This is a genomic window from Leifsonia sp. KNZ13-11D (genome assembly GCF_056754895.1).
Window position 1 is genome coordinate 1729851 of the sequence record NZ_JBPGWU010000001.1, and the last position, 26880, is coordinate 1756730.

Annotated in this window: 28 protein-coding genes, 2 tRNA genes, 2 pseudogenes and 1 riboswitch; of the genes and pseudogenes, 22 read left to right on the forward strand and 10 right to left on the reverse strand. The window is 71.9% G+C overall.

The window, feature by feature from the left end:
- Window positions 1-16: 16 nt before the first annotated feature.
- The 7 genes from gatC to ACR9Y5_RS08725 are packed head-to-tail and all read left to right on the forward strand — an operon-like array spanning window position 17 to window position 6011.
- Window positions 17-328, forward strand: coding sequence for an Asp-tRNA(Asn)/Glu-tRNA(Gln) amidotransferase subunit GatC (gatC, locus tag ACR9Y5_RS08695; protein WP_481297591.1), 312 nt, complete (start codon window positions 17-19; stop codon window positions 326-328).
- Between the two features lie 6 nt (window positions 329-334).
- Window positions 335-1882, forward strand: coding sequence for an Asp-tRNA(Asn)/Glu-tRNA(Gln) amidotransferase subunit GatA (gene gatA, locus ACR9Y5_RS08700; RefSeq protein WP_481297592.1), 1548 nt, complete (start codon window positions 335-337; stop codon window positions 1880-1882).
- Entirely contained in the window at window positions 1882-3402 is a 1521-nt protein-coding gene (gene gatB / locus ACR9Y5_RS08705) for an Asp-tRNA(Asn)/Glu-tRNA(Gln) amidotransferase subunit GatB (protein ID WP_481297593.1), read from the forward strand. Before gatA ends, gatB begins: the two co-directional genes overlap by 1 nt.
- Before the next feature lie 2 nt (window positions 3403-3404).
- Window positions 3405-3977, forward strand: a complete 573-nt coding sequence (locus tag ACR9Y5_RS08710) for an N-acetyltransferase family protein (RefSeq protein ID WP_481297594.1) — start codon at window positions 3405-3407, stop codon at window positions 3975-3977.
- A gap of 4 nt (window positions 3978-3981) precedes the next feature.
- On the forward strand, window positions 3982-4536 hold the full coding sequence (locus ACR9Y5_RS08715; RefSeq protein ID WP_481297595.1) for a YbaK/EbsC family protein: 555 nt from the start codon (window positions 3982-3984) through the stop codon (window positions 4534-4536).
- Between the two features lie 25 nt (window positions 4537-4561).
- Window positions 4562-5482, forward strand: coding sequence for an oxygenase MpaB family protein (locus ACR9Y5_RS08720; RefSeq protein ID WP_481297596.1), 921 nt, complete (start codon window positions 4562-4564; stop codon window positions 5480-5482).
- 22 nt (window positions 5483-5504) lie between these two features.
- On the forward strand, window positions 5505-6011 hold the full coding sequence (locus tag ACR9Y5_RS08725) for a PaaI family thioesterase (RefSeq protein ID WP_481297597.1): 507 nt from the start codon (window positions 5505-5507) through the stop codon (window positions 6009-6011).
- Between the two features lie 20 nt (window positions 6012-6031).
- On the opposite strand, the gene ACR9Y5_RS08730 is transcribed toward ACR9Y5_RS08725, so the two are convergent.
- Window positions 6032-7753 (reverse strand): long-chain-fatty-acid--CoA ligase, encoded by a 1722-nt coding sequence (locus ACR9Y5_RS08730; RefSeq protein WP_481297598.1) that lies wholly within the window; start codon window positions 7751-7753, stop codon window positions 6032-6034.
- 10 nt (window positions 7754-7763) lie between these two features.
- Window positions 7764-8426, reverse strand: coding sequence for an SDR family oxidoreductase (locus ACR9Y5_RS08735; protein ID WP_481297599.1), 663 nt, complete (start codon window positions 8424-8426; stop codon window positions 7764-7766).
- 394 nt (window positions 8427-8820) lie between these two features.
- On the opposite strand from ACR9Y5_RS08735, the gene ACR9Y5_RS08740 reads away from it, so the two are divergent.
- The 4 genes from ACR9Y5_RS08740 to ACR9Y5_RS08755 all read left to right on the forward strand — a co-directional run bounded on the left by ACR9Y5_RS08740 (window position 8821) and on the right by ACR9Y5_RS08755 (window position 11189).
- A complete protein-coding gene (locus tag ACR9Y5_RS08740; protein ID WP_481297600.1) occupies window positions 8821-9135 on the forward strand; it encodes a DUF6412 domain-containing protein in 315 nt (104 codons plus the stop codon).
- An 82-nt stretch (window positions 9136-9217) separates the two neighbouring features.
- Complete coding sequence (locus ACR9Y5_RS08745; protein ID WP_481297601.1) at window positions 9218-9991, forward strand: YidC/Oxa1 family membrane protein insertase; 774 nt, start codon at window positions 9218-9220, stop codon at window positions 9989-9991.
- A 100-nt stretch (window positions 9992-10091) separates the two neighbouring features.
- Window positions 10092-10412, forward strand: coding sequence for a hypothetical protein (locus ACR9Y5_RS08750; RefSeq protein ID WP_481297602.1), 321 nt, complete (start codon window positions 10092-10094; stop codon window positions 10410-10412).
- A gap of 81 nt (window positions 10413-10493) precedes the next feature.
- Window positions 10494-11189: a hypothetical protein gene (locus tag ACR9Y5_RS08755; protein WP_481297603.1), complete on the forward strand. Its 696-nt coding sequence runs from the start codon at window positions 10494-10496 to the stop codon at window positions 11187-11189.
- 603 nt (window positions 11190-11792) lie between these two features.
- Here ACR9Y5_RS08755 and ACR9Y5_RS08760 read toward each other — a convergent pair.
- Window positions 11793-12797, reverse strand: a complete 1005-nt coding sequence (locus ACR9Y5_RS08760; RefSeq protein WP_481297604.1) for an aldo/keto reductase family protein — start codon at window positions 12795-12797, stop codon at window positions 11793-11795.
- 55 nt (window positions 12798-12852) lie between these two features.
- On the opposite strand from ACR9Y5_RS08760, the gene ACR9Y5_RS08765 reads away from it, so the two are divergent.
- The 7 genes and pseudogenes from ACR9Y5_RS08765 (at window position 12853) to ACR9Y5_RS08795 (ending at window position 18502) form a co-directional block, all read left to right on the forward strand.
- On the forward strand, window positions 12853-14127 hold the full coding sequence (locus ACR9Y5_RS08765) for a DNA polymerase IV (protein ID WP_481297605.1): 1275 nt from the start codon (window positions 12853-12855) through the stop codon (window positions 14125-14127).
- A 45-nt stretch (window positions 14128-14172) separates the two neighbouring features.
- Window positions 14173-14499: a spore germination protein GerW family protein gene (locus ACR9Y5_RS08770; protein ID WP_481297606.1), complete on the forward strand. Its 327-nt coding sequence runs from the start codon at window positions 14173-14175 to the stop codon at window positions 14497-14499.
- Window positions 14500-14553: 54 nt separating this feature from the next.
- A riboswitch (TPP riboswitch) is annotated at window positions 14554-14661 on the forward strand.
- A gap of 40 nt (window positions 14662-14701) precedes the next feature.
- Window positions 14702-15325 (forward strand): ECF transporter S component, encoded by a 624-nt coding sequence (locus tag ACR9Y5_RS08775; protein WP_481297607.1) that lies wholly within the window; start codon window positions 14702-14704, stop codon window positions 15323-15325.
- A 5-nt stretch (window positions 15326-15330) separates the two neighbouring features.
- Window positions 15331-16854, forward strand: a complete 1524-nt coding sequence (locus ACR9Y5_RS08780) for an ABC transporter ATP-binding protein (RefSeq protein ID WP_481297608.1) — start codon at window positions 15331-15333, stop codon at window positions 16852-16854.
- Window positions 16851-17629: pseudogene (locus tag ACR9Y5_RS08785) on the forward strand (energy-coupling factor transporter transmembrane component T family protein). The gene ACR9Y5_RS08780 and the pseudogene ACR9Y5_RS08785 overlap by 4 nt, the downstream one beginning before the upstream one ends.
- 40 nt (window positions 17630-17669) lie before the next feature.
- Window positions 17670-18227: pseudogene (locus ACR9Y5_RS08790) on the forward strand (nucleoside/nucleotide kinase family protein); the annotation flags it as partial.
- Window positions 18224-18502 carry a hypothetical protein gene (locus ACR9Y5_RS08795; RefSeq protein ID WP_481297609.1) on the forward strand — a complete coding sequence of 93 codons (279 nt, stop codon included), beginning with the start codon at window positions 18224-18226 and terminating at the stop codon, window positions 18500-18502. The pseudogene ACR9Y5_RS08790 and the gene ACR9Y5_RS08795, both read left to right, overlap by 4 nt.
- A gap of 42 nt (window positions 18503-18544) precedes the next feature.
- Here ACR9Y5_RS08795 and ACR9Y5_RS08800 read toward each other — a convergent pair whose 3' ends face one another.
- The 4 genes from ACR9Y5_RS08800 to ACR9Y5_RS08815 form a co-directional block, all read right to left on the reverse strand.
- Complete coding sequence (locus tag ACR9Y5_RS08800; protein ID WP_481297610.1) at window positions 18545-18898, reverse strand: metallopeptidase family protein; 354 nt, start codon at window positions 18896-18898, stop codon at window positions 18545-18547.
- A 53-nt stretch (window positions 18899-18951) separates the two neighbouring features.
- Complete coding sequence (locus tag ACR9Y5_RS08805; RefSeq protein WP_481297611.1) at window positions 18952-20019, reverse strand: hypothetical protein; 1068 nt, start codon at window positions 20017-20019, stop codon at window positions 18952-18954.
- 97 nt (window positions 20020-20116) lie between these two features.
- Complete coding sequence (locus ACR9Y5_RS08810; RefSeq protein ID WP_481297612.1) at window positions 20117-20908, reverse strand: aggregation-promoting factor C-terminal-like domain-containing protein; 792 nt, start codon at window positions 20906-20908, stop codon at window positions 20117-20119.
- 334 nt (window positions 20909-21242) lie between these two features.
- Window positions 21243-22514, reverse strand: coding sequence for an MFS transporter (locus tag ACR9Y5_RS08815; protein WP_481297613.1), 1272 nt, complete (start codon window positions 22512-22514; stop codon window positions 21243-21245).
- 74 nt (window positions 22515-22588) lie between these two features.
- On the opposite strand from ACR9Y5_RS08815, the gene ACR9Y5_RS08820 reads away from it, so the two are divergent.
- Window positions 22589-23176 (forward strand): ArsR/SmtB family transcription factor, encoded by a 588-nt coding sequence (locus tag ACR9Y5_RS08820; protein WP_481297614.1) that lies wholly within the window; start codon window positions 22589-22591, stop codon window positions 23174-23176.
- 116 nt (window positions 23177-23292) lie between these two features.
- On the opposite strand, the gene ACR9Y5_RS08825 is transcribed toward ACR9Y5_RS08820, so the two are convergent.
- Window positions 23293-23607, reverse strand: coding sequence for a thioredoxin family protein (locus ACR9Y5_RS08825; RefSeq protein ID WP_481297615.1), 315 nt, complete (start codon window positions 23605-23607; stop codon window positions 23293-23295).
- Between the two features lie 96 nt (window positions 23608-23703).
- Here ACR9Y5_RS08825 and ACR9Y5_RS08830 point away from each other — a divergent pair, with 96 nt between their 5' ends.
- The 3 genes from ACR9Y5_RS08830 (at window position 23704) to ACR9Y5_RS08840 (ending at window position 25288) form a co-directional block, all read left to right on the forward strand.
- Complete coding sequence (locus ACR9Y5_RS08830; RefSeq protein ID WP_481297616.1) at window positions 23704-24531, forward strand: SGNH/GDSL hydrolase family protein; 828 nt, start codon at window positions 23704-23706, stop codon at window positions 24529-24531.
- Window positions 24532-24541: 10 nt separating this feature from the next.
- Window positions 24542-25165 carry an oligoribonuclease gene (gene orn / locus ACR9Y5_RS08835; RefSeq protein ID WP_481297617.1) on the forward strand — a complete coding sequence of 208 codons (624 nt, stop codon included), beginning with the start codon at window positions 24542-24544 and terminating at the stop codon, window positions 25163-25165.
- A gap of 47 nt (window positions 25166-25212) precedes the next feature.
- Window positions 25213-25288: transfer RNA gene (locus ACR9Y5_RS08840), tRNA-His, on the forward strand.
- A gap of 165 nt (window positions 25289-25453) precedes the next feature.
- Here the strand turns inward: ACR9Y5_RS08840 and ACR9Y5_RS08845 are convergent.
- Both ACR9Y5_RS08845 and ACR9Y5_RS08850 read right to left on the reverse strand, forming a co-directional pair.
- Window positions 25454-25526: transfer RNA gene (locus tag ACR9Y5_RS08845), tRNA-Arg, on the reverse strand.
- Window positions 25527-25557: 31 nt separating this feature from the next.
- Window positions 25558-26862 (reverse strand): MFS transporter, encoded by a 1305-nt coding sequence (locus ACR9Y5_RS08850; RefSeq protein WP_481299545.1) that lies wholly within the window; start codon window positions 26860-26862, stop codon window positions 25558-25560.
- Between the last annotated feature and the right edge of the window lie 18 nt (window positions 26863-26880).

Sequence of the window (26880 nt, forward strand, 5' to 3'; positions counted from 1 at the left end):
TCCACGGAGACGCACCTTGTCTGAAACCAGCGCAGGCGACATCAGCGCCGAACAGGTCGCGCACCTGGCGAATCTCGCCAGGATCGACCTCAGCCCGGAAGAGCTCGAGAGCCTCACGAAGGAGCTCGGCCAGATCGTCGAGTCCGTCGCCAAGGTTCAGGAGGTGGCCGGACCGGACGTGCCCGCGACCAGCCACCCGCTGCCGCTCACGAATGTCTTCCGCAGCGACGAGGTGCGCCCGTCGCTGACCGTCGAGCAGGCGCTGTCCGGTGCTCCGGACCGCGAGGGCGACCGCTTCAAGGTCGCGACCATCCTGGACGAGGAGTAACGCCCGATGACCGACCTCACCCGTCTCGCCGCCGCCGAGCTGGCGACCCGCCTCGCTGCCGGCGAGGTCTCCTCCGTGGAGGCCGTCCGCGCGCACCTCGACCGCATCGAGTCCGTCGACGCCGACGTGCACGCGTTCCTGCACGTGGCCGGCGACGCCGCGCTCCGCACCGCCGCCGATGTCGATGCCCGCCGCGCGGCGGGGGAGCGGCTCGGCCCGCTCGCGGGCGTCCCGATCGCGATCAAGGACGTGCTCGCCACCCAGGATATGCCGTCCACCGCCGGCTCGAAGATCCTCGAGGGCTGGCTGCCGCCGTACGACGCGACCGTCGTCCGCAAGCTGCGCGAGGCCGACCTCGTGCCGCTCGGCAAGACCAACATGGACGAGTTCGCCATGGGCTCCTCCACCGAGCACTCCGCGTACGGTCCGACGCGCAACCCGTGGGACCTCGAGCGCATCCCCGGCGGCTCCGGCGGCGGCTCGGCCGCTGCGGTGTCCGCCTTCGAGGCGCCGCTGGCGCTCGGCTCCGACACCGGCGGCTCCATCCGCCAGCCCGCCGCGGTGACCGGCTCGGTCGGGGTGAAGCCGACCTACGGCGGCGTCAGCCGCTACGGCGCGATCGCGCTGGCGAGCTCGCTCGACCAGGTGGGACCGGTGTCCCGGTCGGTGCTCGACGCCGGCCTCCTCCACGACGTGATCGCCGGGCACGACCCCTTCGACTCGACGTCGCTCTCGGACACCTGGCCGTCGATGGCGGACGCCGCCCGCGCCGGCGTTCGTGACGGAGCCCTCTCGGGCGTCCGCGTCGGCGTCATCCGCGAGATCGCGGGCGACGGCTTCCAGGCCGGGGTGAAGCAGCGCTTCGACGAGGCGCTGGCCCTGCTGGAGTCCGCCGGCGCCGAGATCGTCGAGGTGAGCGCCCCCAGCTTCGAGTACGCCGTGTCGGCCTATTACCTGATCCTGCCGGCCGAGGCGTCCAGCAACCTGGCGCGCTTCGACTCGGTCCGCTTCGGCCTCCGCGTCGACCCCTCCGACCCGCCGGTCACGGTCGAGCGGGTCATGGCGGCCACACGCGACGCGGGCTTCGGCCCCGAGGTCAAGCGCCGCATCATCCTGGGCACCTACGCGCTGAGCGCCGGCTACTACGACGCCTACTACGGCAGCGCCCAGAAGGTGCGCACGCTCATCCAGCGCGACTTCCAGGCCGCGTTCGAGAAGGTGGATGTGCTGGTCAGCCCGAGCGCGCCCACCACGGCGTTCAAGCTGGGCGAGAAGATCGACGACCCGATGGCGATGTACCTCAACGACATCACCACCATCCCGGCGAACCTCGCCGGGGTCCCGGGCATGGGCCTGCCGATCGGGCTGGCGCCCGAGGACGGCCTGCCCGTCGGCATGCAGCTGATGGCGCCCGCCCGTGCGGACGCCCGCCTCTACACGTACGGCGCGGCGCTGGAGCGCCTGCTGGAGGAGAAGTGGGGCGGCACGCTGCTCAGCCAGGCGCCCGATCTGAGCGCCACCGAGATGTTCGCGAGCGAAGAGGGAGCGGTCTGATGGCGAACGCCACCGCGCAGAAGCTGATGGACTACGACAAGGCTCTGGAGCTGTTCGAGCCCGTCCTCGGGTTCGAGGTCCACGTCGAGCTGAACACCAAGACCAAGATGTTCTGCGGCTGCGCCAACGAGTTCGGCTCCGGCGCCAACACGAACACCTGCCCGACCTGCCTCGGCCTCCCCGGCGGCATGCCGCAGGTGAACGAGAAGGCCATCGAGTCGAGCATCCGCCTCGGTCTCGCCCTCGGCTGCGACATCGCCGAGTCGAGCCGGTTCGCGCGCAAGAACTACTTCTACCCGGACCTCGCGAAGGACTTCCAGACCTCTCAGTACGACGAGCCGATCGCCCACGACGGCGCGATCACGATCGAGCTGGAGAACGGGCGCGAGCTCACCATCGACATCGAGCGCGCGCACATGGAGGAGGACGCGGGCAAGCTGACGCACGTCGGCGGCGCCACCGGCCGCATCCAGGGCGCCGACTACTCGCTGGTGGACTTCAACCGCGGCGGCGTGCCGCTGGTCGAGATCGTCACCAAGATCATCGAGGGCGCCGAGGCGGACGCTCCGGAGGTGGGCCGCACCTACGTGCGCGCCATCCGCGACATCGTGAAGGCGCTCGGCGTCTCGAACGCGCGCATGGAGGAGGGCAACGTGCGCTGCGACGCGAACGTCTCGCTCCGGCGCCGCGGCTCGACCGAGCTCGGCACCCGCACGGAGACCAAGAACGTCAACTCGCTCCGCTCGATCGAGCGCGCCGTCCGGTACGAGATCCAGCGTCAGGCGGCGATCCTGGACGCCGGCGGCACGATCGTGCAGGAGACCCGGCACTGGCACGAGGACACCGGCACCACGAGCGCCGGACGCCCCAAGTCGGACGCCGACGACTACCGGTACTTCCCGGAGCCCGACCTCGTGCCGGTCGCCCCGAGCCGGGAGTGGGTCGAGGAGCTGCGCGGCACGCTCCCCGAGCAGCCGTCGCTGCGCCGCAAGCGGCTGACCGCCGACTGGGGCTTCACCGCCCTCGAGTTCCAGGACGTCGCCAACGCGGATCTGCTCGACGAGGTGGAGGCGACGATCGCCGCCGGCGCGTCGCCCGCTGCCGCCCGCAAGTGGTGGACCGGCGAGATCGCCCGCCTGGCCAACGCGCAGAACGTGCCGGCCGGCACGCTGGTCAGCCCCCGGCATGTCGCCGAGCTGGCGGCGCTGATCGACGCGGGCACGCTCACCGACCGGCTCGCCCGGCAGGTGCTGGAGGGCGTGATCGCCGGCGAGGGCAACCCTCAGCAGGTCGTCGATTCCCGCGGCCTGGCCGTGGTCTCCGACGACGGCGCCCTCATCGCGGCGATCGACGAGGCGCTGGCCGCCCAGCCGGACGTGCTCGCGAAGATCCGCGACGGCAAGGTCCAGGCAGCCGGTGCGGTCATCGGAGCGGTGATGAAGGCGATGCGCGGCCAGGCGGACGCGGCCCGCGTCCGCGAGCTGGTGCTGGAGCGCGCGAGCGCGACCCCCGCCGAGTAGGCATGAGCGGTCTCGTCGTCGAACGGGTGACGGAGGAGAGCGCGGCGGATCATGCCGCCGCGCTCGCCTCCGTGCTGATCGCCACCGTCGCAGGCGGGGCGAGCGTCGGGTGGATCGAGCCTCCCTCGGTCGCGGAGGCGCGCGACTGGTGGGCTGCCCTCTTCGCCGACCCTTCCGCGACGACGTGGGTCGCCCGGGAGCGCGATCGCGCCGCCGTGCTCGGCACCGTGACCCTCCTGCGCGCGCTCAAGCCGAACGGCCCGCACCGCGGCGAGGTGGTCAAGCTGATGGTCGCCCCGGATGCTCGTGGCCGCGGTGTCGCGCCGGCCCTGCTCTGGGCCTTGGAGGAGCACGCACGCCGCACCGGCCTCACGCTGCTCGTGCTCGACACGGAGACGGGCAGCGTGGCCGAGACCCTCTACCGCCGGTGGGGCTGGCAGGCCGCGGGCGTCATCCCGGACTTCGCCGTCCGGCCCTCCGGAACGCTCGGCGGCACCACGATCATGTACAAGCGGCTGGCCGGCACCGAAGGCCCTCCGTTCTTGCCCGACTCCCAGCCGGCCCGGGCAGAGTAGGGCCATGGGCGTCTTCACTCTCGGCGGGCTCACCACCGCTCCGGCATCCTCCCGTCCCGACCTCCTCGCATCCTCGACGCTGGCGGCGCTCGACGTGCTCGGCCGCCTGGACGAGGTGGGCGTCGTGGAGATCGACCCGGACGTGTCGGACACGGCGGCGACGAGGGACCGCTTCGGCCTCCACCCCGCGGACCTCGCCAACTGCGTCGTCGTCGGCGGCAAGCGCGAAGGCGTCGAGCGGATCGCCGCCTGCGTCGTGCTCTCCACGACCCGCGCCGACGTGAACAACACCGTGAAGCGGATGCTCGACGTGCGCAAGGCGTCCTTCCTCCCGATGGACCGCGCCGTCGAGCTGACCGGGATGGAGTACGGCGGCATCACGCCGATCGGACTGCCCGACGGCTGGCCGGTGCTGGTGGACTCGCGCGTCGCCGAGCGCGACATCGTGATCATCGGCTCGGGCGTGCGGCGCTCGAAGATCCTGCTGCCCGGCCGTCTGCTCGCCGACCTTCCCGGCGCGCAGCTGATCGACGGGCTCGGCCTGGAGGCGGCCGGATGAGCCGGACCGCGGAGCGTTCGCGGCGATGACCGGGACGGCCGTCGACCGGGTGCTCACCCCGTTGCGCTCCCGGCTGATCGAGACGCTCGCCGGCCGCTCCGACGAGGTGCCCCCGTGGATCCTCCGGCTGGAGGAGGGGGAGGATGCGGGCTTCTTCGGCCCGGGGAGCGCATCCTGGGCCGTGCACGGCGGCATGCCCACGCTCGTGGCCGGTGTCCGGGCCCTGCTGCTGCAGGCGCTGCATCCCGGGGCTCTCGCCGGCGTCCGCGACTTCTCCCGCTATCGCGAAGACCCGCTGGGGCGCCTGGCCGGAACGATCCAGTGGATCCACACCGTCACCTTCGGCAGTCGCGACCAGGCCGTCGCCGGTTCCGAGATGGTCCGCGCGCTGCATCGCCGGGTCACCGGCACGTTCGTCGACGGCCACGGCGTGACGCGTCCGTACTCCGCCAACGACCCGGAGCTGGCCCGCTGGGTGCACCTTGCATTCACCGACGCCTTCCTCACCGCGCACGAGCAGTGGGGCGGCGAGCTGCCCGGCGGAGCCGACCGCTACGTCGACGAGTGGGCGACGGCCGCCGAGCTGATGGGAGTCGAGGATGCGCCGCGCACGGCCGCCGCGCTCCGCGGTCAGATCGACGCGATCACGGACGCGGGGGAGCTGCGGGGCGGACCCGAGGTGGAGGAGATCGTGCGCTTCATCCGGCGGGCGCCGCTCCGCCGCATGCTGCGGCCGTCGTACGGCATCCTGTTCCGCGCGGCGGTGTCGACGCTGGAGCCGCGGCACCGCGCCCTGCTGGGGCTGCCGTCCACCCCGGCCGAGCGGATGCTGCCGCTGCACTCGGCGACGGGCGCCGTGCTCGGCGGTGCGCGGGTGCTGCTCGGCCCGCAGACGCAGGCGGAGCTGGCGGCGCGCCGACGGCTCGCGCGGCTCGCCGGACGCTGACCGCGTGCGACAGGATGTCCTCATGCAGGAAGACCTGACCGAACGCACCCGCACCGTCGTCTGGGAGGACCCGGCGCCCGGCGTCGCCGTGATGCCCACGATGAGCGGACTCGACTACCTCCGGGCGATGATCCGCGGCGAGTTGCCGCCGCCTCCCATCGCGGAGCTCATGCACATGACGCTGGTCGCCGCCGAACCCGGCACGGCGACGTTCGTGTGCGACCCCGACGAGTCGCACTACAACCCGATCGGCACGGTGCACGGGGGACTGATGTGCACGCTGCTCGACTCCGCGCTCGGCTGCGCCGTGCAGACGACGCTGCCCCAGGGACAGGGGTACACCTCCATCGAGATCAAGGTCAACTACCTGCGCCCGGTGTACGCGCACACCGGACAACTCACCTGCACGGCGACGGTCACCAAGCCCGGCAACCGGGTCGCCTTCGCCGACGGCGTCATCACCGACGGCTCCGGCAAGACCGTCGCGACCGCGACCGGCTCGCTGCTGGTGTTCCCGATCGGCGGCTGAGCGCCCGGTCCCGGCAGGTGTCAGCTCGCCTGCATCGCGAGCAGCTGGTCGCGGACCTTGCGGCGGATCACCTTGCCGACGATCGAGCGGGGGAGCTCATCCACCGGCACGACGTGCTTCGGCACCTTGTAGGGCGTGAGGCAGTCCCGGCCGAAGGCCCGGATGGCCTCCTCGTCGAATGAGGCGCCCTTCTCCATGACGACCGCGGCCACGACGTCCTCGCCGCCGCGGCGGTGCGGGAGCCCGACCACGGCGACGTCCTCGACGCCGGGGAAGGAGCGCAGGGCGTCCTCCACCTCGGTCGGGGAGACGTTGAAGCCGCCCGTGACGATCAGCTCCTTGATGCGGTCGACGATCCGGACGAAGCCGTCCTCATCCATCGTCACGATGTCGCCGGTGCGGAACCAGCCGTCCGAGGTGAGCACCTGCGCTGTCTCGTCCGGCTTGCGCCAGTAGCCGCTGAAGACCTGCGGCCCGCGCGCCAGCAGCTCGCCCTCCTCGCCGAAAGGGCGGTCGGAGGACGGGTCGTCCGGATCGGCCACACGCAGTTCGGTGCTCGGCAGCGGCAGCCCCACGGTGCCCTCGCGCCGGGTGGCGCCGACCGGGTTCGCCATCAGGACGGGGGAGCACTCGGACAGGCCGTACCCCTCCACCAGGTACCCGCCGGTCTTGTCCTCCCAGAGGTCCACGATGCCCTGCGGCAGGCTCATCGCGCCGGAGATGGCGATCTCGATGCCCGACAGCGACACCTTCCGCTTGTCGGCCGCCTGAACCAGCCGCTCGTAGATCGGCGGCACCGCGGGCAGGAAGGTCGCCGGATGCTTCTTCACCACATCCAGTACCAGATCCGGGTCGAACTTGGGGAACAGCACGAGCCGCGCGCCCATGCTCATCGCGAAGGTGAGGCAGAGGGTCAGTCCGTAGGCGTGGAAAAGGGGGAGCACGGCGTACACCACGGAGGTGCCCCGCTCGATGGTGGGCACCCAGGCCCGCGACTGCGCTGCGTTCACCGTGAGGTTGCCGTGGCTCAGCATGGCGCCCTTCGGGCGTCCCGTCGTGCCGGAGGTGTACTGGATGAGCGCGAGATCGTCGCGCTCGGGGCGCGGCACCGACGCCTTGATGCGGCGGGAGGCGACCAGCGAGTCCCAGGTGATGGTTCCGGACACCTTCGCGGTCAGCTGTTCGCGCGCCTTCCGCGCCGCCGGCACCGGCAGCCGCAGGGCGAACCGCTTGGAGGCGGGCATCGCGCGCGTCAGATCCACCGAGACGATCGTGGTGACGCCGAGATCGGCGGGGAGCTCCTGCACGGTCGCTGCGACCTTGTCCCAGACGATCGCGACCGTCGCGCCGTGGTCCTCGAACTGGTGCCGCAGCTCCCGCGGCGTGTACAGGGGGTTGTGCTCCACGACGACCGCGCCGAGACGGAGTACGGCGTAGAACGCGGCGACGTGCTGCGGGCAGTTCGGCAGCACGAGGGCGACCCGGTCGCCCTTCGACACGCCGAGCTTGCGGAGACCCTCCGCCGCGCGGGCGATCTGGTCGCCCAGCTCGGCGTACGTGGTGGTCGCGCCGAAGAACTCCAGCGCGACGTGCCGCCCGTAGGTGCCCACCGACTCCTCGATGAGGTGCGAGAGGGAGCCCTCCGGCACCTCCACCTCGGCGGGGACGCCGGGCGCATAGCCCGACAGCCACGGCTTCGCGCTGTACGGGGACGGATCGCTCGTCACGCTGTCGCTCGTCACGCCCGCAAGCCTACGCGGAGGCGACCAGCGCCCGCACCGCATCCTCGATGGGGGTGTCGCCGGCGACGACCTCCCACTGGTGGCCGATCGTGGCCGGCTCGTGGAGTGCGAGGGCGATCAGGCGGGCGACGTCCTCGCGGGCGATACTCCCGCGCGGGACGCTGTCGCCGAGGGTGATGCGGCCCGTGCCCTCCTCGGTCGTCAGGCCGCCCGGGCGCAGGATGGTCCAGTCGAGTCCCGAGTCGCGGAGCGCCGCGTCGGCGTCGCGCTTGGCCTCGACGTAGGCCTTCCACACCGGGTCGGTGTCGTCCACCGGTGCGTCGACGCCCCAGGCGGAGACCTGCACGAAACGGCGGACACCCGCCTGGCGCGCGGCCTCCTGGGCGAGGACCGACCCGCCGTAGTCGACCGTGCGCTTGCGCTCGATGCCGGAGCCCGGTCCCGCGCCCGCCGAGAACACGACGGCGTCGCAGCCGTCGATCGCGCCGGCGAGAGCAGCGGCGTCCGACGTCTCGATGTCGAGCAGCACACCCTCGCCGCCGAGGCGGTAGACGTCGTCGGCGTGCTCGTCGTTCCGGACGATGCCGACGAAGTCGTCGCCGAGGTCGTAGAGCACCCGCATCAGCTGCTGGGCGACTTTTCCATGGGCACCGATGATCGCGACTCGAGTCATGGCTCCATCCTTCCACCGCTGCGGTCGCCGGCGGTGCGCTGGCCGCTCCCGGGCGGGCTGCGACGTGCACGTTCGTCGGAGAATGGGGTCGGAATCTCCGTCGCAACGCGCTCTGGATGGAGATATCGCGCCGGGTCGGCCAGATCTCCGGCGCACGCACGCGGATCTCCGACGCACGCACGGGATCTCCGGCGCACGCACGCGGATCTCGGACGCACGCACGCGGATCTCCGACGCACGCACGGGATCTCCGGCGCACGCACGCGGATCTCGGACGCACGCACGCGGATCTCGGACGTGCGTGGATGCGCGGCTCACCGTCGGTGGCGCGACACGCGTCCGCCGGGCGCGAACGCTCTGGGCTGCGGGCCCGCGCTCTGTTACGGTCGTGACCATGACAGCCCTGCTCGAACTCCTCGGACGCGCCTTCGCGTCCGGCGCGGGTTCGCTCGGCCTCGGGCACGTCGGCGGCAGCACGGCCGGCTTCGTGGCCCTGGCCGGTGTCGCGGGTGCGCTCGGCCTCGTCGCGGTGCTCGCCGCGGCCGCGGTGCGGTCGGTGGCGGCCCTCGCCGCCTCCCTGCGCGTGCGGCCGGTGTGGTCGCGTCCCGTGGAGCCTGCGGCGGGCTGGCTCGCCGAAGGGCCCTCGGATCCGGCGGCCGACGGACGGCCGCGTCCCCGAGCACCCGGCTCCTCCCTGCCGGTCGCGTAACGCGCCGGGCCCATCCGGGTCTGCAACGCTCACGTGACCACACGCGTCCTCACTCCGACGACACGCAGGGATCACTCACACCATGGACTTCTTCTCCTGGCCGCCGATCGCGGCCATCCTCGACGGCGCCTACGGCCTCGTCACCGGCCTCTCGGCCACTGTCGCGCCGTTCGCGGGCACGCTCTCCGGACTCGTCGCGGTCGCGATGCTGACCGTCCTCGTCCGCGTCCTCCTCATCCCGGTCGGTGTCAGCCAGGTGCGCGCCGAGTACGCGCGGCGCCGGCTCGCACCGCAGCTCGCCGAACTGCAGCGGCGGCACGCGGGCGACCGCGAGACGCTCGCCCGGAAGACGATGGAGCTCTACCGGGCCGAGCAGGTCTCCCCGTTCGCCGGGATGCTGCCGCTGCTCGCGCAGATCCCGGTCGTCACGCTCGTCTATGCGATCTTCACGCACGCCACCATCGCAGGGCACGCCAATGCCCTGCTCGGCGAGCACGCGTTCGGGGCGCCCCTCGGCACGAGCTTCGTCGGGCTGACGGGAGCGGGGACGGGCGTGTGGCCCGCGATGCTCGTGTACGTCGGCGTCCTCGCGCTGATCGCGGTCGTGACCACGGTGTCGCGCCGCGTGCTCACCCTGCCGCAACCCGAAGGCTCGACGGCGCCGGCCGGGATGCTGCGCGCGCTGTCCTTCCTGCCGTACGTGACCGTGCTGTTCGCCGCGTTCGTCCCGCTGGCGGCGGCGATGTACATCCTCACCTCGACCGCGTGGACGGTCGCCGAGCGGTGGACGCTGCGCCGCCTGCTCGATCCGGCCCGCGGCGCGGGCGGCAGCGCGCGGCCGACGACGTCGCACTGACCTTCGCCCGCTGACGCGCCCGCGCACTGGGTTCCCGGTCCGCTCACCGGGCGGGGTATTCTCGGAGCTTCCCCAGTCGCCGGGGTGCGAGCATGGACACATGCGGAAGCGTGGAGCGAAGGAGGGACGGCCCGCCGGCGGGCCGTCGGCGGACGGCATCCCGGGCCTCGGTGTTGGCGTGCAGGTGTACGTGCGCGAGCGGGAGCAGCCCGCGGCCGACGACTGGGTGGGGGAGCCCACCGGGGTCATCGTGGCGCCGGGCGACCGCAGCCTCCGCAACGTGTACGGTCCGGCGGACGGCTTCACGACCTGGACGGTCTCGTTCTTCGAACCGCAGCGGCGGCGCGACGGCCGTGGTCCGTTCGAGCGCGCCGTGATCCCGGCCGCGCTGCTGGTGGCGGAGGAGCCGCTGACCGACTGACGGCCCCGGCGGGGCCCTTCCGGGACTGAACCGGTTCGGCTGCCTCTACCTGCGCCGCCCCGGCGAACCTAGAATGTCGGCATGTTCGTCGAGGGCACCCTTCGATGGCAGGTCACGGAGGACTGCCCGTGGGACCTGCTGATGGCCCTCGCGGTGCGCGACCTCGCGGGACTGGCCGACCGGGTCCGCCCGACGCTTCCGGCCCTCGCCCCGGCGGTCTCGCCGGCGCTCCGCCCCCAGCGCACGGGAGGCGCCGACCGCCGGATGCGCACCCGTCCGGTGCCGCTGGGCGGCCCCGCGCGCTCCCAGCCGCACGGCGACGAGCCCGCGGCCGGGACGGACGAGTCGGACCCGCTCGCCCGCCAGTGGCAGGCCTGGTTCGAGGTGGCCGCCGACCGTCACCGCCGGCTCACCGCGCCGCTGCTGCAGCCTCCCCACTTCGAGGCGTTCGACCGGGCGATCGACCTGCAGGATGCGATCATCGCCCACTTCGACGCCGCCGCCGGCTGGGCGGCAGAGCGGCACGCCGAGTACGTGCGGTCGAGCGCGGCGAACCATGCGCAGCGGGCGGCGGACATCGTCGACGTGGTGCACGAGCGCGAGCACGAGCTGCGGCGGCAGGCCGGCTACTTCCGGCTCGACATCGATGTGCTTCCGCTCGCCGAGAAGGGCGCGTGGATCGTCGGCCCGCACACGGTCGTGATCAGCGCCACCATGCGCGACGACTCGGTCGCCTTCCGCGACTGGCTGCGCCCCCTCGTCGCTGCCCTGGTCTAGCTCGCGAGCGCCGCTCGCGTTCTCAGGAGCGCATCGCGACGCGTCCGATGCGCGTGCTTTTGCGCCGGCGATCCGCACACTTCCGTCGGAGATCCGGCCGACCCGACGCGATTTCTCCATCCAGAACGCCGTGCGTCCAGGTCTCGAGCGTTTGCGTCGGAGATTCGGTCACGTAAGTCGGAGATCCGGCCGACCCGACGCGATTTCTCCATCCAGAACGCCGTGCGTCCAGGTCTCGAGCGCTGCGTCGGAGATTCGGTCACGTAAGTCGGAGATCCGGCCGAATCGGCCCGAAATCTCCATCCAGAACGCGCTGCGTCGGAGATTTGGGCCCCATTCTCCGACGATAGTGCGCGCCGTCGCTCACCCAGCGAGCCGTGAGCGGTGAGCAGCTGCCCGAATCCGGCGCGGATTCGCGCATCCACTCACCACTTGATGCCAGCGGGGCCTCGCGACCCGCGGCCCGCGCGACCCCCGCCGCGCGCGACCCGCGACCCGCGCCGCGCGTGGCGCGCGACCCGCGCCGCGCGCCACGCGCGACCCGCGCCACGCGTGGTCAGCGACACGCGCCGCGCCACCCGCCCCACGCGCCCCACAGCCCCCTCAGGCGGGCCGCTTCTCCGGCGACACCGTGAGCGCCGGGTCCGTCTCCGCGACGTCGCCGACCGCCTCGTCGATGCGCGCGAGCACGTCGCCGCTGAGGGTGATGCCGGCGGCCTCCGCGTTCGACTTCACCTGCTCCGGGCGGGATGCGCCCACGATGGCGCCAGCGACGTTCGGGTTCTGCAGCACCCAGGCGACGGCGAGCTGCGCCATCGTGATGCCGAGCTCGTCCGCGATCGGCTGCAGGCCCTGCACGGCGGTGAGCACGTCCTCACGCAGGAAGCCCCGGATCGCGTTCGCCCCGCCCTTCTCGTCGGCGGCGCGGCTGCCCTCCGGCGCCTCCTGGCCGGGCTTGTACTTGCCCGTCAGCACGCCCTGGGCGACCGGCGACCAGACGATCTGCGAGATCCCGAGCTCGGCCGACGTGGGGACGACCTGCTTCTCGATGACGCGCCACAGCATCGAGTACTGCGGCTGGTTCGAGATGAGCTGGATGCCGAGGTCCTGCGCGAGCGCGTGGCCGGCGCGCAGCTGGTCGGCCGTCCACTCGCTGACACCGATGTAGAGCGCCTTGCCCTGGCGGACGACGTCCGCGAAGGCCTGCATCGTCTCCTCGAGCGGCGTCTCCGCGTCGTAGCGGTGCGCCTGGTACAGGTCGACGTAGTCGGTTCCGAGCCGCTGCAGCGAGCCGTCGATCGACTCCAGGATGTGCTTGCGCGACAGCCCGACGTCGTTGTGGCCCTTGGGGCCGGTCGGCCAGTAGACCTTGGTGAAGATCTCGAGCGACTGCCGGCGCTCGCTCTTCAGCGCGTCCCCGAGCACCTGCTCGGCGGCCGTGTTCGCGTACGCGTCGGCCGTGTCGAAGGTCGTGATGCCGGCGTCGAGGGCCGCGCGCACCGACTGCGTCGCGATGTCGTTCTCGACCTGGGATCCGTGGGTGAGCCAGTTGCCGTAGATGATCTCGGAGATCTTGAGTCCGCTGTTGCCGAGGTACCTGAATTCCATGGCTCAAACGTATCCCGTTCCGCGCCATGTCGGTCGCGGGTGAGAAGCTGGGGGTGTGGGACGAGCGGACGGCAGCCAGCGGCAGGTGAGCGCGGCGGACGTCGACGACTCGGAGTCCGCCATCCTGCACGTCGACATGGATGCGTTCTTCGCCTCGGTCGAGTTGCTGGAGCGTCCGGATGCGCGTGGCAAACCAGCGATCGTCGGGCACGCGGGCGGCCGGGGTGTGGTCACGAGCGCGACGTACGAGGCGCGGCGGTACGGCGTGCGCAGCGCCATGCCGATGTCGCAGGCGCTGCGGCTCTGCCCGAATGCGATCATCCTGCCGCCGCACTACGAGCGGTACACCGAGTACTCCGCGAAGGTGATGGACATCTTCCACGAGGTGACCCCGCTCGTGGAGCCGTTGAGCATCGACGAGGCGTTCCTCGATGTATCGGGGGCGCGCCGCCTGCTGGGCTCGCCGCGGCGGATCGCGGAGCTCATCCGCTCGCGCGTGCAGGAGGAGACGGGTCTGACGTGCTCGGTCGGCGTCGCCGCCACCAAGTTCATGGCGAAGCTGGCCTCGGGCCGCGCCAAGCCGGACGGCCTGCTGGTGGTCCCGCGGGCCGAGACGCTGAGCTTCTTGCGTCCGCTGCCGGTCGGCGCCCTGTGGGGCGTCGGGGCGAGCACCCAGTCGTCGCTGGAGCGGATGGGGCTGCTGACCGTCGCCGACCTCGCCGACGCGCCGCTGCACGTGCTCCAGAAGGCGGTGGGGGACGCGAGCGGCCGGCGCCTGCACGACCTCGCGAACGGCCGCGACCCGCGGCGGGTCGTCACCGAGTCGCGCGAGAAGAGCATCGGGCACGAGAACACCTTCGGCACCGATGTCGGCGACGTGGATGTGCTGCGCCGGGAGTTCCTGCGGCTCTCCGGCCGCGTCGGCGAGCGGCTGCGCCAGCACGGGATGGTGGCGCGGACGGTGTCGATCAAGGTGCGGTTCTCCGACTTCCGCACCATCACGCGCTCCCGCACGCTCGCGGAGCCGACGAATGTGGGCCGGCGGCTGTTCGAGGAGGCCTGGGACGTCTTCGACCTCCTCGGGCTGGATGTGCGGCAGACGCCGTTGCGGCTCATCGGCGTGCGCGCGGAACAGCTGCTCGACGCCGGCGGCGACGCGATCGCCCTGTGGGACCCGGACGAGGAGTGGCGGGAGACCGAACGGACGCTGGATGCGGTGAGCGCCCGCTTCGGCCGCGGCGCCATCGGCCCGGCTTCGCTGGTGCGGCGCTCGCGCGACGCGGACGAGGAGGAGCGCGACGGCCGCAACCCCAAGTACGTGAGCGACTGAGTCCGCGCCCTGTTCACCCGGGCGGCGGAGCGCTACCGTGGCCTCATGACGAACTTCTCGCTGAAACTCGCCGAGACCGTGAGCGGCTCCGGCATCAAGTCGGTCTACGGCGAGCCCGTCGTCGTCGACGGCACAACGATCGTGCCCGTCGCCGCGGTGCAGTTCGGCTTCGGAGCGGGCGGGGCCGGGGATGAGGACGCTCCCGGCGGAGCCGGTGGTGGCGGTATCGCGATCCCGTTCGGCGCGTACATCTCGGACGAGGTCGGCGTGCGCTTCCGTCCGAACCTGATCACGCTGCTCGCGGTCGGCATCCCCTTCGTCTGGGTGGCCGGTCACGCGTGGTCGCGCGTGATCCGCGCCCTCAAGAAGTAGCGAGCGGTTCCGCTGCCGGCCGGGGACGTGCGATGTCCCGGCTGGGGCTACACTGAGTGCGAACACGGGAGTCCGGTGAGCCGGGCTGAGAGGAGACTTCTCCAAGTCTCGACCGTCGAACCTGATCTGGGTCATGCCAGCGCAGGGAGGCAATTTCTCACATCCCGTGCCCTGTTCCATTTCGACTGAAAGGGCACGAACAGTGCACGCAACCATCTCCACTGTGGGCGCACGCCCGCACACCCTCCGCTGGCGAGTCGTCGACATCGTCGTCGCCAGTGTCGTCGCCGTCGCATCCGGTGTCGTCTTCTGGGTCTGGGGCGTCGCCCAGAACCCGATCTCGGGGCCGATCGGCGCCGTCCTTCCCGGCTTCCAGGGCATCCTGAACGGTCCGTGGCTGTTCGCCGGGGTGCTCGTCGCCCTGATCGTGCGGAAGCCCGGCGCCGCGCTGTACGGCGAGCTGGTCGCCGCGATCGTGTCGGCACTCATCGGCACCCAGTGGGGCTTCGCCACGCTCCTCTCCGGCGTGGTGCAGGGACTGGGCGCCGAGATCGTCTTCGCGCTCTTCCTCTATGCCAACTGGCGGCTGGTTCCCGCGCTGCTGGCGGGCGCAGGTGCGGGCGTCGCGGAGTCGATCCTCGACCTCCTCTACTGGTATCCCGGCTCCAAGCCCGAGTTCGCGATCGTCTACACGATCACCACGACGATCTCGGGGATCGTGGTCGCGGGCCTCGGCTCGTGGCTGGTCGTCCGCGCCCTGGCGCGTACCGGAGCGCTGAGCCGCTTCGCCGCAGGCCGCGAGGCGCAGAAGGCCGCCCGGGTCTGACGACCGTGGCTGACGGACTGCCGGTCCCGGCCGCCGTTCGGGTCGACGGCTGGGGCTGGCGCTACGCGGGACGCAGCGGCTGGGCCGCGCGCGGTGTCGATCTGCGCATCGAGCCGGGCGAGCGCGTGCTGCTGCTCGGCGCGTCCGGCGCGGGCAAGAGCACACTGCTCGCGGGTCTCGCCGGGGTGCTGGGCGGCGAGGACGACGGCGAGTCGGAGGGCGTGCTGACCGTCGCCGGACGGCCGCCCGCCGAGGCGCGGGGGACCGCCGGGCTGCTGCTGCAGGATCCGGACGCCCAGGTCATCCTCGCCCGAGTGGGCGACGACGTCGCCTTCGCCGGGGAGAACCTCGGCGTGCCGCGCGACGAGCTCTGGGCGCGCGTGCGCGACTCGCTCGTCCAGGTCGGGCTCGACCTCGCGCTCGACACGCCGACCGCGCACCTGTCCGGCGGTCAGAAGCAGCGGCTGGCCCTGGCCGGCCTGCTGGCGATGCGCCCGGGCCTGCTGCTGCTCGACGAGCCGACCGCGAACCTCGACCCCGAGGGTGTGCTGGAGGTCCGGGATGCGGTGCGCGCGGTGCTCGACGCGGGCGGCGCGACCCTCGTCGTCGTCGAGCACCGGGTCGCCGTCTGGCGGGACCTGGTCACGCGCGTCGTCGTGCTCGGCGCCGACGGCGGGGTCCTCGCCGACGGGTCGCCGGATGCGGTGCTCCGGGACACGGCCGGCGAGTTGCGGCGGGCCGGTGTCTGGCTGCCGGACACGCCGGTCCCGGAGGCGCCCGACGTCCGCGAGGGGGATGCGCTGCTCACGGCGCGCTCCCTCGTGGTGGGCCGCGGACCGGCCGTCACGCGCGGCAGGCGGCGGAGCCGGCGATCCGGCCGTGCCGATACCGGCGCCCATGCCCTTCGGGTGGGTCCGGCGATCGAGCTGGCGCTGCGCGAGGGATCCGCCGTGGCGCTGGTCGGTCGCAACGGCGCAGGCAAGTCGACGCTCGCCCTCACCCTCGGCGGTCTGCTTCCCCCGGTGGCGGGCGACCTGACGGCGGAAGCGGCTCTCGCTGCCGGCGCGTCGCCGCATCCGGCCGACTGGCGGTCGCGGGACCTGCTGACCCGCATCGGGAGCGTGTTCCAGAACCCGGAGCACCAGTTCATCGCCTCCACGGTGCGCGACGAGCTCGCCGCCGGACCCCGGGCGCTCGGACTCGCGTCCGGCGAAGTCGATGCCCGAGTGGGGGAGCTGCTCGTCCGGCTGGCGCTGGACGACCTCGCCGACGCGAACCCGTTCACGCTCTCCGGGGGCCAGAAGCGGCGGCTCTCCGTCGGAACCGCTCTGGCCACGCGCCCCCGGCTGCTGCTGCTCGACGAGCCGACGTTCGGTCAGGATGCGCGGACCTGGCGCGATCTCGTCGCCCTGATCGCGGCCCTGCGTGCCGAGGGGCACGCCGTGGTCGCCGTGACCCACGACGCCGAGTTCGTCGAGGCGATGGGAGCCGCGCCGCTCCGGATGGACGCCGCGGAGGTGCGCGCATGACGCTCGTGGAGCCGCTGCGCACCGGACCGCTCGCGACCCTCAACCCCGTCGCCAAGCTCGGCGCGGCCCTCGTGGTGACCGTCGCGCTGCTGTTGTCCATCGACCCGGTGTCCGCCGGTGTGGCCCTTGTTCTCGAGCTCGTGCTGCTCGCCTTCGCCGGCATCCCGCTCGGCACGGTGCTGGCGCGCACGGCTCCGGTGTGGGTGGCGGCGCCGCTCGCCGGCCTCACGACACTGCTCTACGGCCAGACCTCCGGCACGGTGTTCGTGCAGTGGTGGGCGGTCGAGATCAGCGACGGCTCCATCGCGCTCGCCCTGGCGACGACGCTGCGGGTGCTGGCGATCGGCCTCCCGGCCGTGCTGCTGTTCGTCACGATCGACCCGACCGACCTGGCCGACGGTCTGGGGCAGCTGCTGCGCCTGCCCGCGCGTTTCGTGATCGGCGCTCTCGCCGGGCTCCGCCTCGTCGGCCTCTTCGCCGAGGACTGGCGCGCGCTCACCCTGGCTCGGCGGGCGCGGGGAGTGGCCGAATCGGGGCGCTCCGCCGCTTCCTCGGTCAGTCGTTCGCGCTGTTCGTGCTCTCGCTCCGCCGAGGCACCAAGCTGGCGACCGCGATGGAGGCGCGCGGCTTCGGTGCGCCCGGGCGGCGCACCTGGGCGCGCCCGTCGGTGTTCCGGGCGCGCGACTGGGCGGCGCTGGCCGTCGCGGTGGTCGTCGCCGTCTGCGCCGTGGGCGCCGCCGTCGCGACCGGGAGCTGGAATGCCCCGCTCGGCTGAGCTGGCGGCGCTGGATGCTGCGGTGGCCGCCGCGGTGGACGCCGCAGCCGCGGCGGGACGGACGCCGGTCGTGCTCATCGACGGCCCGAGCGGCGCGGGAAAGAGCTCGCTGGCGGATGCCCTGCTGGCCGGGTGGCCCGCGGCCGGCACTCCGCGGTTGGTGCGGATGGACGACCTCTACCCCGGATGGGACGGCCTGGATGCGGGGAGCGAAGCGGTCGGTCGCGATCTGCTGGAACCGCTGCGCGCCTCCGGCTCGGGCTTCTGGACCCGGTGGGACTGGAATGAGAGCCGCCCCTCCGGCCGAGTCGCGGTGGAGGACTGGGAGCCGCTCGTCGTCGAAGGCTGCGGCGCCCTGTCCCGCCGGAACGCGGCGGCGGCGGACCTCACCGTCTGGCTGCGGGCCGACGACGCGCTGCGCAAGCAGCGTGCCCTGGCCCGCGACGGGGAGACGTTCGCGGTCGAGTGGGACCGCTGGCAGCGTCAGTTCGACCGCTTCGTCGCGCGCGAGCATCCCGTCGAGCACGCCGGACTGGTGCTGGATGTGACGGGCGTCGACCTCACGGAGGGCCGGGCGGGGACTACGGTGGAGTCATGAGCGACGCACGACAGGACCCCGAGTACATCGTCGAATACGCCGACGGACCACTCGTCGGACAGACCGACCGCCGCTTCCTGGTGGACGGGAAGCCGGATGAGCGGATCGGCGTCATCGCCGCCGTCGAGGGCCTCGAGTCGACCTTCTGGTACGTCGCGAGCGACCAGCGCGAGGTCGAGGGCCAGCTGCTGGTGACCTACCGCTTCGACCAGCCCGACTCCGACCCCGTGGAGGCCGACCAGGAGGACGAGTCGATCTTCGGCTACGGGGCCTGAGCAGGCTTTCCGCCTTCGGGCGCGAGGCGCCGGCCTGCCGGGCTAGGCCCAGCCGAGTTCGTGCAGCCGGTCGTCGTCGATACCGTAGAAGTGCGCGATCTCGTGCACGAGAGTGATGTGCACCTCGTCGCGGAGTTCGTCCTCGTCCGCGCTGATCGCCAGCAGCGGCTCGCGGTACAGCACGATGCGGTCGGGCATCTCGCCGAACCCGTACTCGCCGCGTTCGGTGAGCGCGACGCCGTCGTAGAGGCCGAGCAGATCGAGGGAGCCGTCCTCCGGACGGTCCTCGACCACGAACACGACGTTGTCGAGCCCGTCGACCATCTCGTCCGGCAGGCGGTCGAGCTCGTCGGCGACCAGCGCCTCGAACGCGTCCGCGTCCAGTTCCAGGCTCATCGGATCGCCGCCTTCATCGGATCGCCACGCTCATCGGTGCGCTCGCTCTCAGCTCACCACGCCGCCGCGACGACGGCGTGCAGGACGAGCAGACCGTCGGTGCGCTCGCTCGGTCCACGGCCGAAGCCGCACTCCGTGCCGACCCCGAACGTCGTGACGGCGGTCGCGGCGGCCTCAGCGCGGCGCCGGGCGCCCTCCACGCCATCCTCGTGGTGCAGCAGGCCAAGGTAGAGCTCCGTCCCGGCAGGGATAGCGATCGCGGCGAGTGGCGCGAAGTACGTCTCGTCGTCCCGCTCGATCGGAACGGGCAGGTGCACCCAGGTGACCGGTCGCGGAGCACGGCTCAGGATGCCGCCCAGCACGTCGGCGAGCCGGCCGGCGTCGGCGGGCTGCACGAAGTGCTGCTCCTCGACGTCGCCGTAGCAGAGGTGGTAGCCCAGTTCCACGTCGGCTGGGACGGCCGCGGCCTGGCGTCCGGCCCGCTCGAGCACCCCGGCGAGCACGTCCTCGCCGAACCACGACGGCATCCGGACCTCGAGGAGGGCGAACTCGACCGCGGTGTCCCACTGGATCGCGAGGTCGTCATGCGGGATTCCGGCCAGAATACGGTCCAGCTCGCCGAAGAGCGCGCGCTCGTACGCCGGTTCGATCGCCGCCCGGTCCTCCGGCACGATGAAGGGCCCGACGACGCCCGCCGGCGTCGGCAACGACACCTGGAACCGCGTGCCGGGAGCGATGACGCCCTCCGAACGCAGCCGGTCGAAGACGGCATAGGAGTCGAGCGCCGCGTCGGCGTAACCCAGGTTCGGGAACACCAGGTCGTCGGCGCTGACGCCCGCGTCGAGCCGGAAGGGTCGCCCGTCGAACCGTCCGCGCAGCAGCGACAGCGGCACGTCGACGCGGGAGATCCCCGCCATCGTGTCGAGGCGTGCGGTCTGGAACTGAATCCAGTAGAACCGTTCGCCGACCTCGCCGTCCGGGATGCGGCGCATCCGGTCGCCGAGATGCCCGCTCACAGTGCGGAACACGGTCTCGGCGTCGGGCAGGTTGACGCTGCCGACGAGGTGCGCTCCACGGATGGTGGGGAGGGCGGTCGGACGTTCGGGGGTGCTCGTGCTCACCCGCGGAGTCTATCGGCGGGCGCAGACAGCACGACGCCTGCATGAAAGAACGGCGGCCGGGGAGTCCGCGGCCGCCGTTCGGCGTCAGCTCAGCGGATCAATACCAGTTGAACGACTCCGAGTGGCCCCACGCGCCGCACGGCGTCCCGTAGCCGCGGGCGATGTAGTCGAGGCCCCACTTGATCTGCGTCGTCGCGTTGGTCGCCCAGTCCGAACCGGCCGAGGCCATCTTGCTGCCCGGCAGCGCCTGCGGGATGCCGGTGGCGCCGCTGCCGGAGTTGGACGCCTGGTAGTTCCACTGCGACTCGCGCTGCCACAGCTTCTCGAGGCACCCGAACTGGTCGGCGCCCCAGCCGTACGTGCTGGCGGCCAGGCTCGCGGCCGTCGCCTTCGCACCGGCCGGGGTGTTGGCGTTCGCCTGCGCGGCGGCTGCTGCGGCCGCGGCGGCTGCGGCAGCGGCGGCCGCCTTGCGGTCTGCCTCCGCGCCCGCGGCGGCGAGCGCGTCCGACGCGGCCTTCGTCTTGTCGATGGTGCTGCGGAGCTTCGTGTCGTCGAGCTTGGTGAACCCGCTCAGGCCGGCGATCGCCGTCTTCGCGGCCGTCGGGTCGGCCTTCGCCTGGTTGGCGGCGACCGTCGCCTGGGCGCCCGCGAGCGTGGTCTTGGCCTCGGCCTCGAGCCGCTCGCGGACGATCGAGCCGTAGACGCCGAGCTGATCTCGGTGCATCCCGGTCGCCTCGGAGAGCTCACGGGTCTGGCGCTCGGCGGCCTGCTGCTGCGCCATGACGGGGGCGATCAGGCTGGCGCTCATGATCACGGCGGCCGCGCCGGTCACGATGCGGCTGAAGGGGATGGGACTGTTCTTGACGGTGGAACGGAGGGTACTCAGCATTGTCTTCCTGGATCGGGTTGTCCCGGCTGCAGCGCGCGGACGCCGGGGCGAGCGCGGAGGGACCAGGGCTCATCGGGAGCGGTCCAGCGGGCGACCGCGGAGCACGCGCGGAAGCGCCTCGTGGACCCGTGGTCCGGAAGGCGCGGCGTGCTGCGCGGGTGTGCCGGGCGTTCGGAAGGCTCGAGCATCCAGGAGCGGGCGCGGGGGCGCCTCAGGGGTTGGGGGGCTGGATGCCGCCTGCGCGGCACGGACGGCGCTCACGGCCGTCGCTCAACGACCCTAGGCCCCGATTCTGGACGGTTCGGGCATAGAGCCTGGCAAAGTCGTGTACGCGTCACCGACCTCGGGGGTCGTCCGCGCTCTCCGCCTCCTCGACCTCCTCGGCCTCGACGGCCGCTTCGGCAGCATCCATCCGCCGGTCCGTGACCCACAGCATCGGGATGAGCTGCAGCACGACGAGCCCGCCCATGATCCAGAACACCGACTGGACGCCGAACGCCTGGCCGAGGAGTCCGCCGGCCGCCGCGCCGAGCGGCATGGTGCCCCAGGCGAGCAGCCGGTAGGCGCTGTTGAGCCGCCCGAGGAGCCGGGTCGGCGTGACGCGCTGGCGGAGGGAGACGGTGATGACGTTCCACACGGAGACGGTGATGCCGCCGAGCAGCATCCCGGCGCCGATCACGAACGGGTTCGCCGTGAGCCCGGGCGTCGCCACGGTCAGCAGGGACCCGGCGATCGTGAGGACCAGAGCGCGCGCCCGCCCGAGCAGGCGCTCGGCCGGCTCCGCGAGGAATGTCCCGAGCACGCTGCCGATCGCCGAGCAGGTGAGCAGCAGCCCGTATGCGGGATCGCTCAGCTTCATCGTCGAGGAGGGGCCCGCCGCATACAGCACGAACACCGTGAAGACGGCCGAAGCGGCGAAGTTGAAGATGCCGACCATGATGGCGAGCGTCCGGAGCAGAGTGCTGCCCGCGAGGAAGCGCAGGCCCTCGGCGATGTCGGCACGGATCGTCGTCGGCTCCGTGCGCCCCGCGACGAAACGGCCGCGCACCAGCAGCAGCACCCCGATCGCCGCCACCCAGAGCAGCACCGGCGTGCCGAACGCCACCCCGACGCCGACGGCGACCAGGAAGCCGCCGAGCGGCGGACCCACGAAATCGTTCGCGGTGAGTTCGGCGGCGTAGAGGCGGCCGTTCGCCCGCGAGAGACGATCGCGCGGGACCAGCTGCGGCAGGATCGACTGCGACGACGTGTCGTAGACCGTCTCCGCCACGCCGATGCACAGCGCGGCCGCGTACAGCAGCCAGATCGATCCGGCGCCGGCGATGGTCGCGACAGTGAGGCAGGCGAGGAACAGCGCGCGGGCGCCGTTGGCCACGAGCATCAGCCGGCGGCGGTCGCGCCGGTCGGCGAGCGCTCCCGCGGTGAGGGCGAAGAGCAGCCACGGAAGCGTGAACGCGAAGGTGAGCCCGGCGATGATCGCGGGGGAGTCGGTGTAGCGGATCGCGACGAGCGGGAGCGCGACCTTCATCGCGCCGTCGGCCAGGTTGGAGAGCCCGGCCGATGTCCAGAGCCTCCAGTAGCGCGTGCCGAGCCCATCCATCGTCATGTGCCCAGGTTCGCACACTGATTGAGAAAGTTCAATCGATGGGAGTTCACTCAATCATTGATAGTCTGGGGGCCGTGACCGACGATCTTCCGCTCGCGAGCGGCTCCGACCCGGATGCCAAGCGCCGGCCGGCGACCCCGGAGGAGCTCAAGGCGCTCTCGCATCCGCTCCGGGTGCGGATCGTGCGCTTGTGCGGCGACCGCGACTGGACGAACAAGCAGCTGGCGGACCGTCTGGGAATCGACCCCGGCACCGTGTACTACCACGTGCGGCAGCTGGTCCGCACGGGATTCCTCGAGTCCGCCGACGTAAGGACGGGGGAGTCCGGCGCGCTCGAGAAGCCCTACCGCTCGACCGGCAAGAGCTGGTGGCTCACCGTCTCCCTCGACGACCTCGACCTGAGCCAGGGCCTCGCCCCAGTGGATGCGTTCCAGCAGGAGCTCGCGGAGGCGGGTCCCACATCCATCGCCACCTACGCGCGCTTCTCGCTGCACCTCTCGCCCGAGGATGTCGCCGAGCTCGACCGCCGCATCGTCGCGGTGCTCGACGAGTTCATCGAAACCGACGCCGAGCGCGCACAGCATCCCGCGCACGGCGGCATCTTCCTGGTCCACCGGGCCGTCGACTCCGGCCCCGCCCGGCCCGCCTCGGCCGCCGACTGACGGCGAGTGCGCCCGCTCGGAACGTCTGCGCCGCGGCGAGCGGTCGCGGACGTTCCGAGACACCGCAGTGGCAGCCGGGGACGTTCCGAGACACCGTGGTCGCAGCCGCGGTCGGGTCAGAGCGCCTTCGCGGCGGCGGCCAGCACCTGGGTGAGCGTCGGGACGCCCTCCGCGCGGAACACCTCGGCGCCGTCCTGGCCTTCGACGATCACGGTCGGAGTCGAACGGATGCCGTCGCGCTCGGCGCGGTCGATGTTGCGGGCGACGTCCAGCTCGGTCACCGCGATGCGGGGAGCGAGCCGCGCGGCCTCGGCGAGCACGGCGCGCGTCTGCATGCACGGTTCGCAGAAGGCCGACGTGTACAGGGTCAGGCGGGCGCGGGTCTGCGCGGCCCCGGTGACCTCCGGGACAACGGCCGGTGTCGAATCCACCCTGCCAGTGTACGTCCGGCGAAATCGCGGCGACGATCCTGCAGAACCGGGCGTCGCGACGCGCCGCGGCGGGTCGGTGCCACCCACAATCGTCCCGTGAGCCGAACGACCTTTACGCGCTACGTCGCCCTCGGAGACTCGCTCACCGAAGGGCTCTGCGACAGCGCGCCCGGCGCACCGGACGCGTTCCTCGGCTGGGCGGACCGCCTCGCCGGCATCCTCGACGGCGACGCGCGTCTGGCCGGCGACTCGGTCGAGTTCGCCAACCTGGCCGTGCGCGGGCGCCGGATCTCCGACGTGGTGGAGGCTCAGATCCCGCAGGCGCTGGAGCTGCGCCCCGACCTGGTCTCGGTGATGATCGGCGGAAACGATCTGATGAGTCCCTCCGCCGACCCGGATGCGCTGGCCGCTCGACTCGAGACCGGCATCCGCACCCTTCGCGACTCGGGGGCGACGGTGCTGCTGGCCAACATCTTCGACCCGCAGTTCGCGTTCTTCCTCAAGCCGTTCCGCGGCCGCGCCGCCGTCTTCAACGCGAACATCTGGAGCATCGCCCGGGATCAGCGCGCCGTCGTGCTGGATGTGTGGGGCGTGCGCGAGTTCCGCGACCCGGCGATGTGGGCATCCGACCGCGTGCACCTCAGCACGCGCGGGCACCGCCTGCTGGCCGCCCACGCGGCGCACGCCCTCGGCGTCCCGTACGCCGAGGTGAGCGGACCCGACGCGGCCGCCGTCCCGGAGCCGTCGGCGCCTCCCGACGGACTGCCCTTGCGCACGTGGCTCCGGGTCTACGCCATCCCGTGGGTGGCGCGCCGTCTGCGGCACGTCTCGACCGGTGACGGCCGCGGGCCCAAGCTGCCCGTCCCGCAGCGCGTCGGACTCAGTGGCCACACGATTCCAGGGACCGTCGGAGGCCCGCACTAGACTCGCTGTTATGGCTACCTCCTCGGATCGACTGGTCTGGATCGACTGCGAGATGACCGGCCTCGACCTCGAGGTCGACGAGCTCGTCGAGATCGCGGTGGTGATCACCGACTTCGAGCTGAACGTGCTCGACCCGGGCCTCAGCATCGTCATCAAGCCCGATGACTCGGCGCTCGAGCACATGGGCGAATTCGTGCGGCAGATGCACACCACCTCCGGGCTCATCGACGAGATCCCGAACGGCAAGAGCCTCGCCGAGGCCGAGTACGAGGTGCTGGAGTACGTGCTGAAGTTCGCGCCGACGGCACGCACCGCACCGCTCGCCGGCAACACCATCGGCACCGACCGGATGTTCCTCGCGAAGTACATGCCGCGGCTCGACAACCACCTCCACTACCGGAACGTCGACGTCTCCTCGATCAAAGAGCTCGCGCGGCGGTGGTTCCCCCGCATCTACTTCAACGCTCCGGAGAAGAACGGCGGGCACCGCGCGCTGGCGGACATCCTGGAGTCGATCCGCGAGCTCGACTACTACCGTTCCGCCGCGTTCGTCACGCCTCCCGGCCCGAGCACGGAGGACACCCAGGCGCTGGCGGCCGGCGTCGTGGAAAAATGGGCTCCCCGCATGTACTAGAATCGATGAGTTGCTTGCGCCGCCCACTCGGTTCGGCGCGACACATGGTGGGTATAGCTCAGTTGGTAGAGCGCCTGGTTGTGGTCCAGGAGGTCGCGGGTTCAAGCCCCGTTACTCACCCCACCAAGAAGGGCCGGACTCCACGAGTCCGGCCCTTCTTCACGTCTGCGTCCCTCTGCGTCCCTCTGCGCCCTCCTCCGTCGAGTACACGAAAACTGCACGCGACACACCGGATTCGCGTGCACTTTTCGTGTACTCGACGGGGGATGGGATGCGTGCACACGAGGGTGCCCCCGGCAGGAATCGAACCTGCGACCAAGAGATTAGAAGGCTCCTGCTCTATCCGCTGAGCTACGAGGGCGACGTTTGAAGGATACCGGAGCGCGCCGGGCTCAGAGCGTCGCGCCCGACTTGCCCGCGCGGTTGACGATCGCGATGACCGGGCGACGTCCGCGCAGCCCGAACCGCAGCCGCAGCCGGGCCTGGCGGGCGATCAGCACGGCGACGACCGCGGCCGCAGCGGCGGGGACCAGTCCGGAGATCGCCATCGCGATGTGCGGCCCGACCTGCTCGACGATGAAGCCCATCAGCGGCCCGCCGAGCGCCTGCCCGCCGAGCAGCACCAGGATGTACAGCGAGATCACCCGGCCGCGGATCTGCACGTTCGACGACATCTGCACCAGCGAGTTCGCCGCGGTGACGAAGAGCAGGTTGCCCACGCCGACGCAGATCAGCAGCATCCCGAACGCCAGCTCGCCCGGGGCGAAGCCCGCGAGCGCTTGCACGACCCCGAGGGCGGCCGCGGTCCCGACGACCATGGACAGCCGCACACTGGTGCGCCGGGTGGATGCGAGTGCCCCGGTGAGCGCGCCGGCGGCGACGAGCGCGTTGAACATCCCGTAGCCCCGGGCGCCCACGTGGTAGACGTTGTTCGCGTAGGCGGCGAGGAACACCGGCATGTTGAAGGCGAAGACCGCGATGACAGCGACCATGACGACGGTCCAGAAGATCACCGGCTTGCGACGTACGTAGCGCATCCCTTCGGCGAGCTGGCCCTTGGTGCGCGGCGCCGCCGGCGACGCGTGAAGCTCCGACCGCTTCAGGGTCGCGACCGCGAAGACTACAGCCAGGCACGCGACGGCGTTGATCGCGAACGACCACCCGCCGCCGACCGCGGTGATGAGGATGCCGCCCAGCGCCGGTCCGATGAGGCCGCCCAGCTGGAAGATCGAGGAGTTCATGCTGATGGCGTTCCGGAGGTATTTCGGCCCGACCAGTTCGTTCACGAACACCTGGCGCGCCGGGTTGTCGACGACGGTGACGAGGCCGAGAACGAACGAGATCGCGTAGACGTGCCACACCTCGATGACGCCGCTCAGGGTCAGCACCGCGAGGAGCGCCGCAAGCGTCGCTGCACAGGACTGGGTGACGACGAGGAGGCGCTGCTTGGAGTAGCGGTCGGTGATCACCCCGCCCCAGAGGCCGAACAGCAGCATGGGGGTGAACTGCATGAAGACGGTCACACCGACCGCGGCGACGCTGCCGGAGAGCTGGAGCACCAGCCAGTCCATCGCGATGCGCTGCATCCACACCGCCGTGTTGGCGACCAGGTTGCTCGCGGCGAAGCGACGGTAGTTCGGCACGCGCAGGGAGGCGAAGGTCTCCTTCCACGGCGGGCGGGTGGAGAGGACCGGCATGGGTCCGGTGGGCGGGGC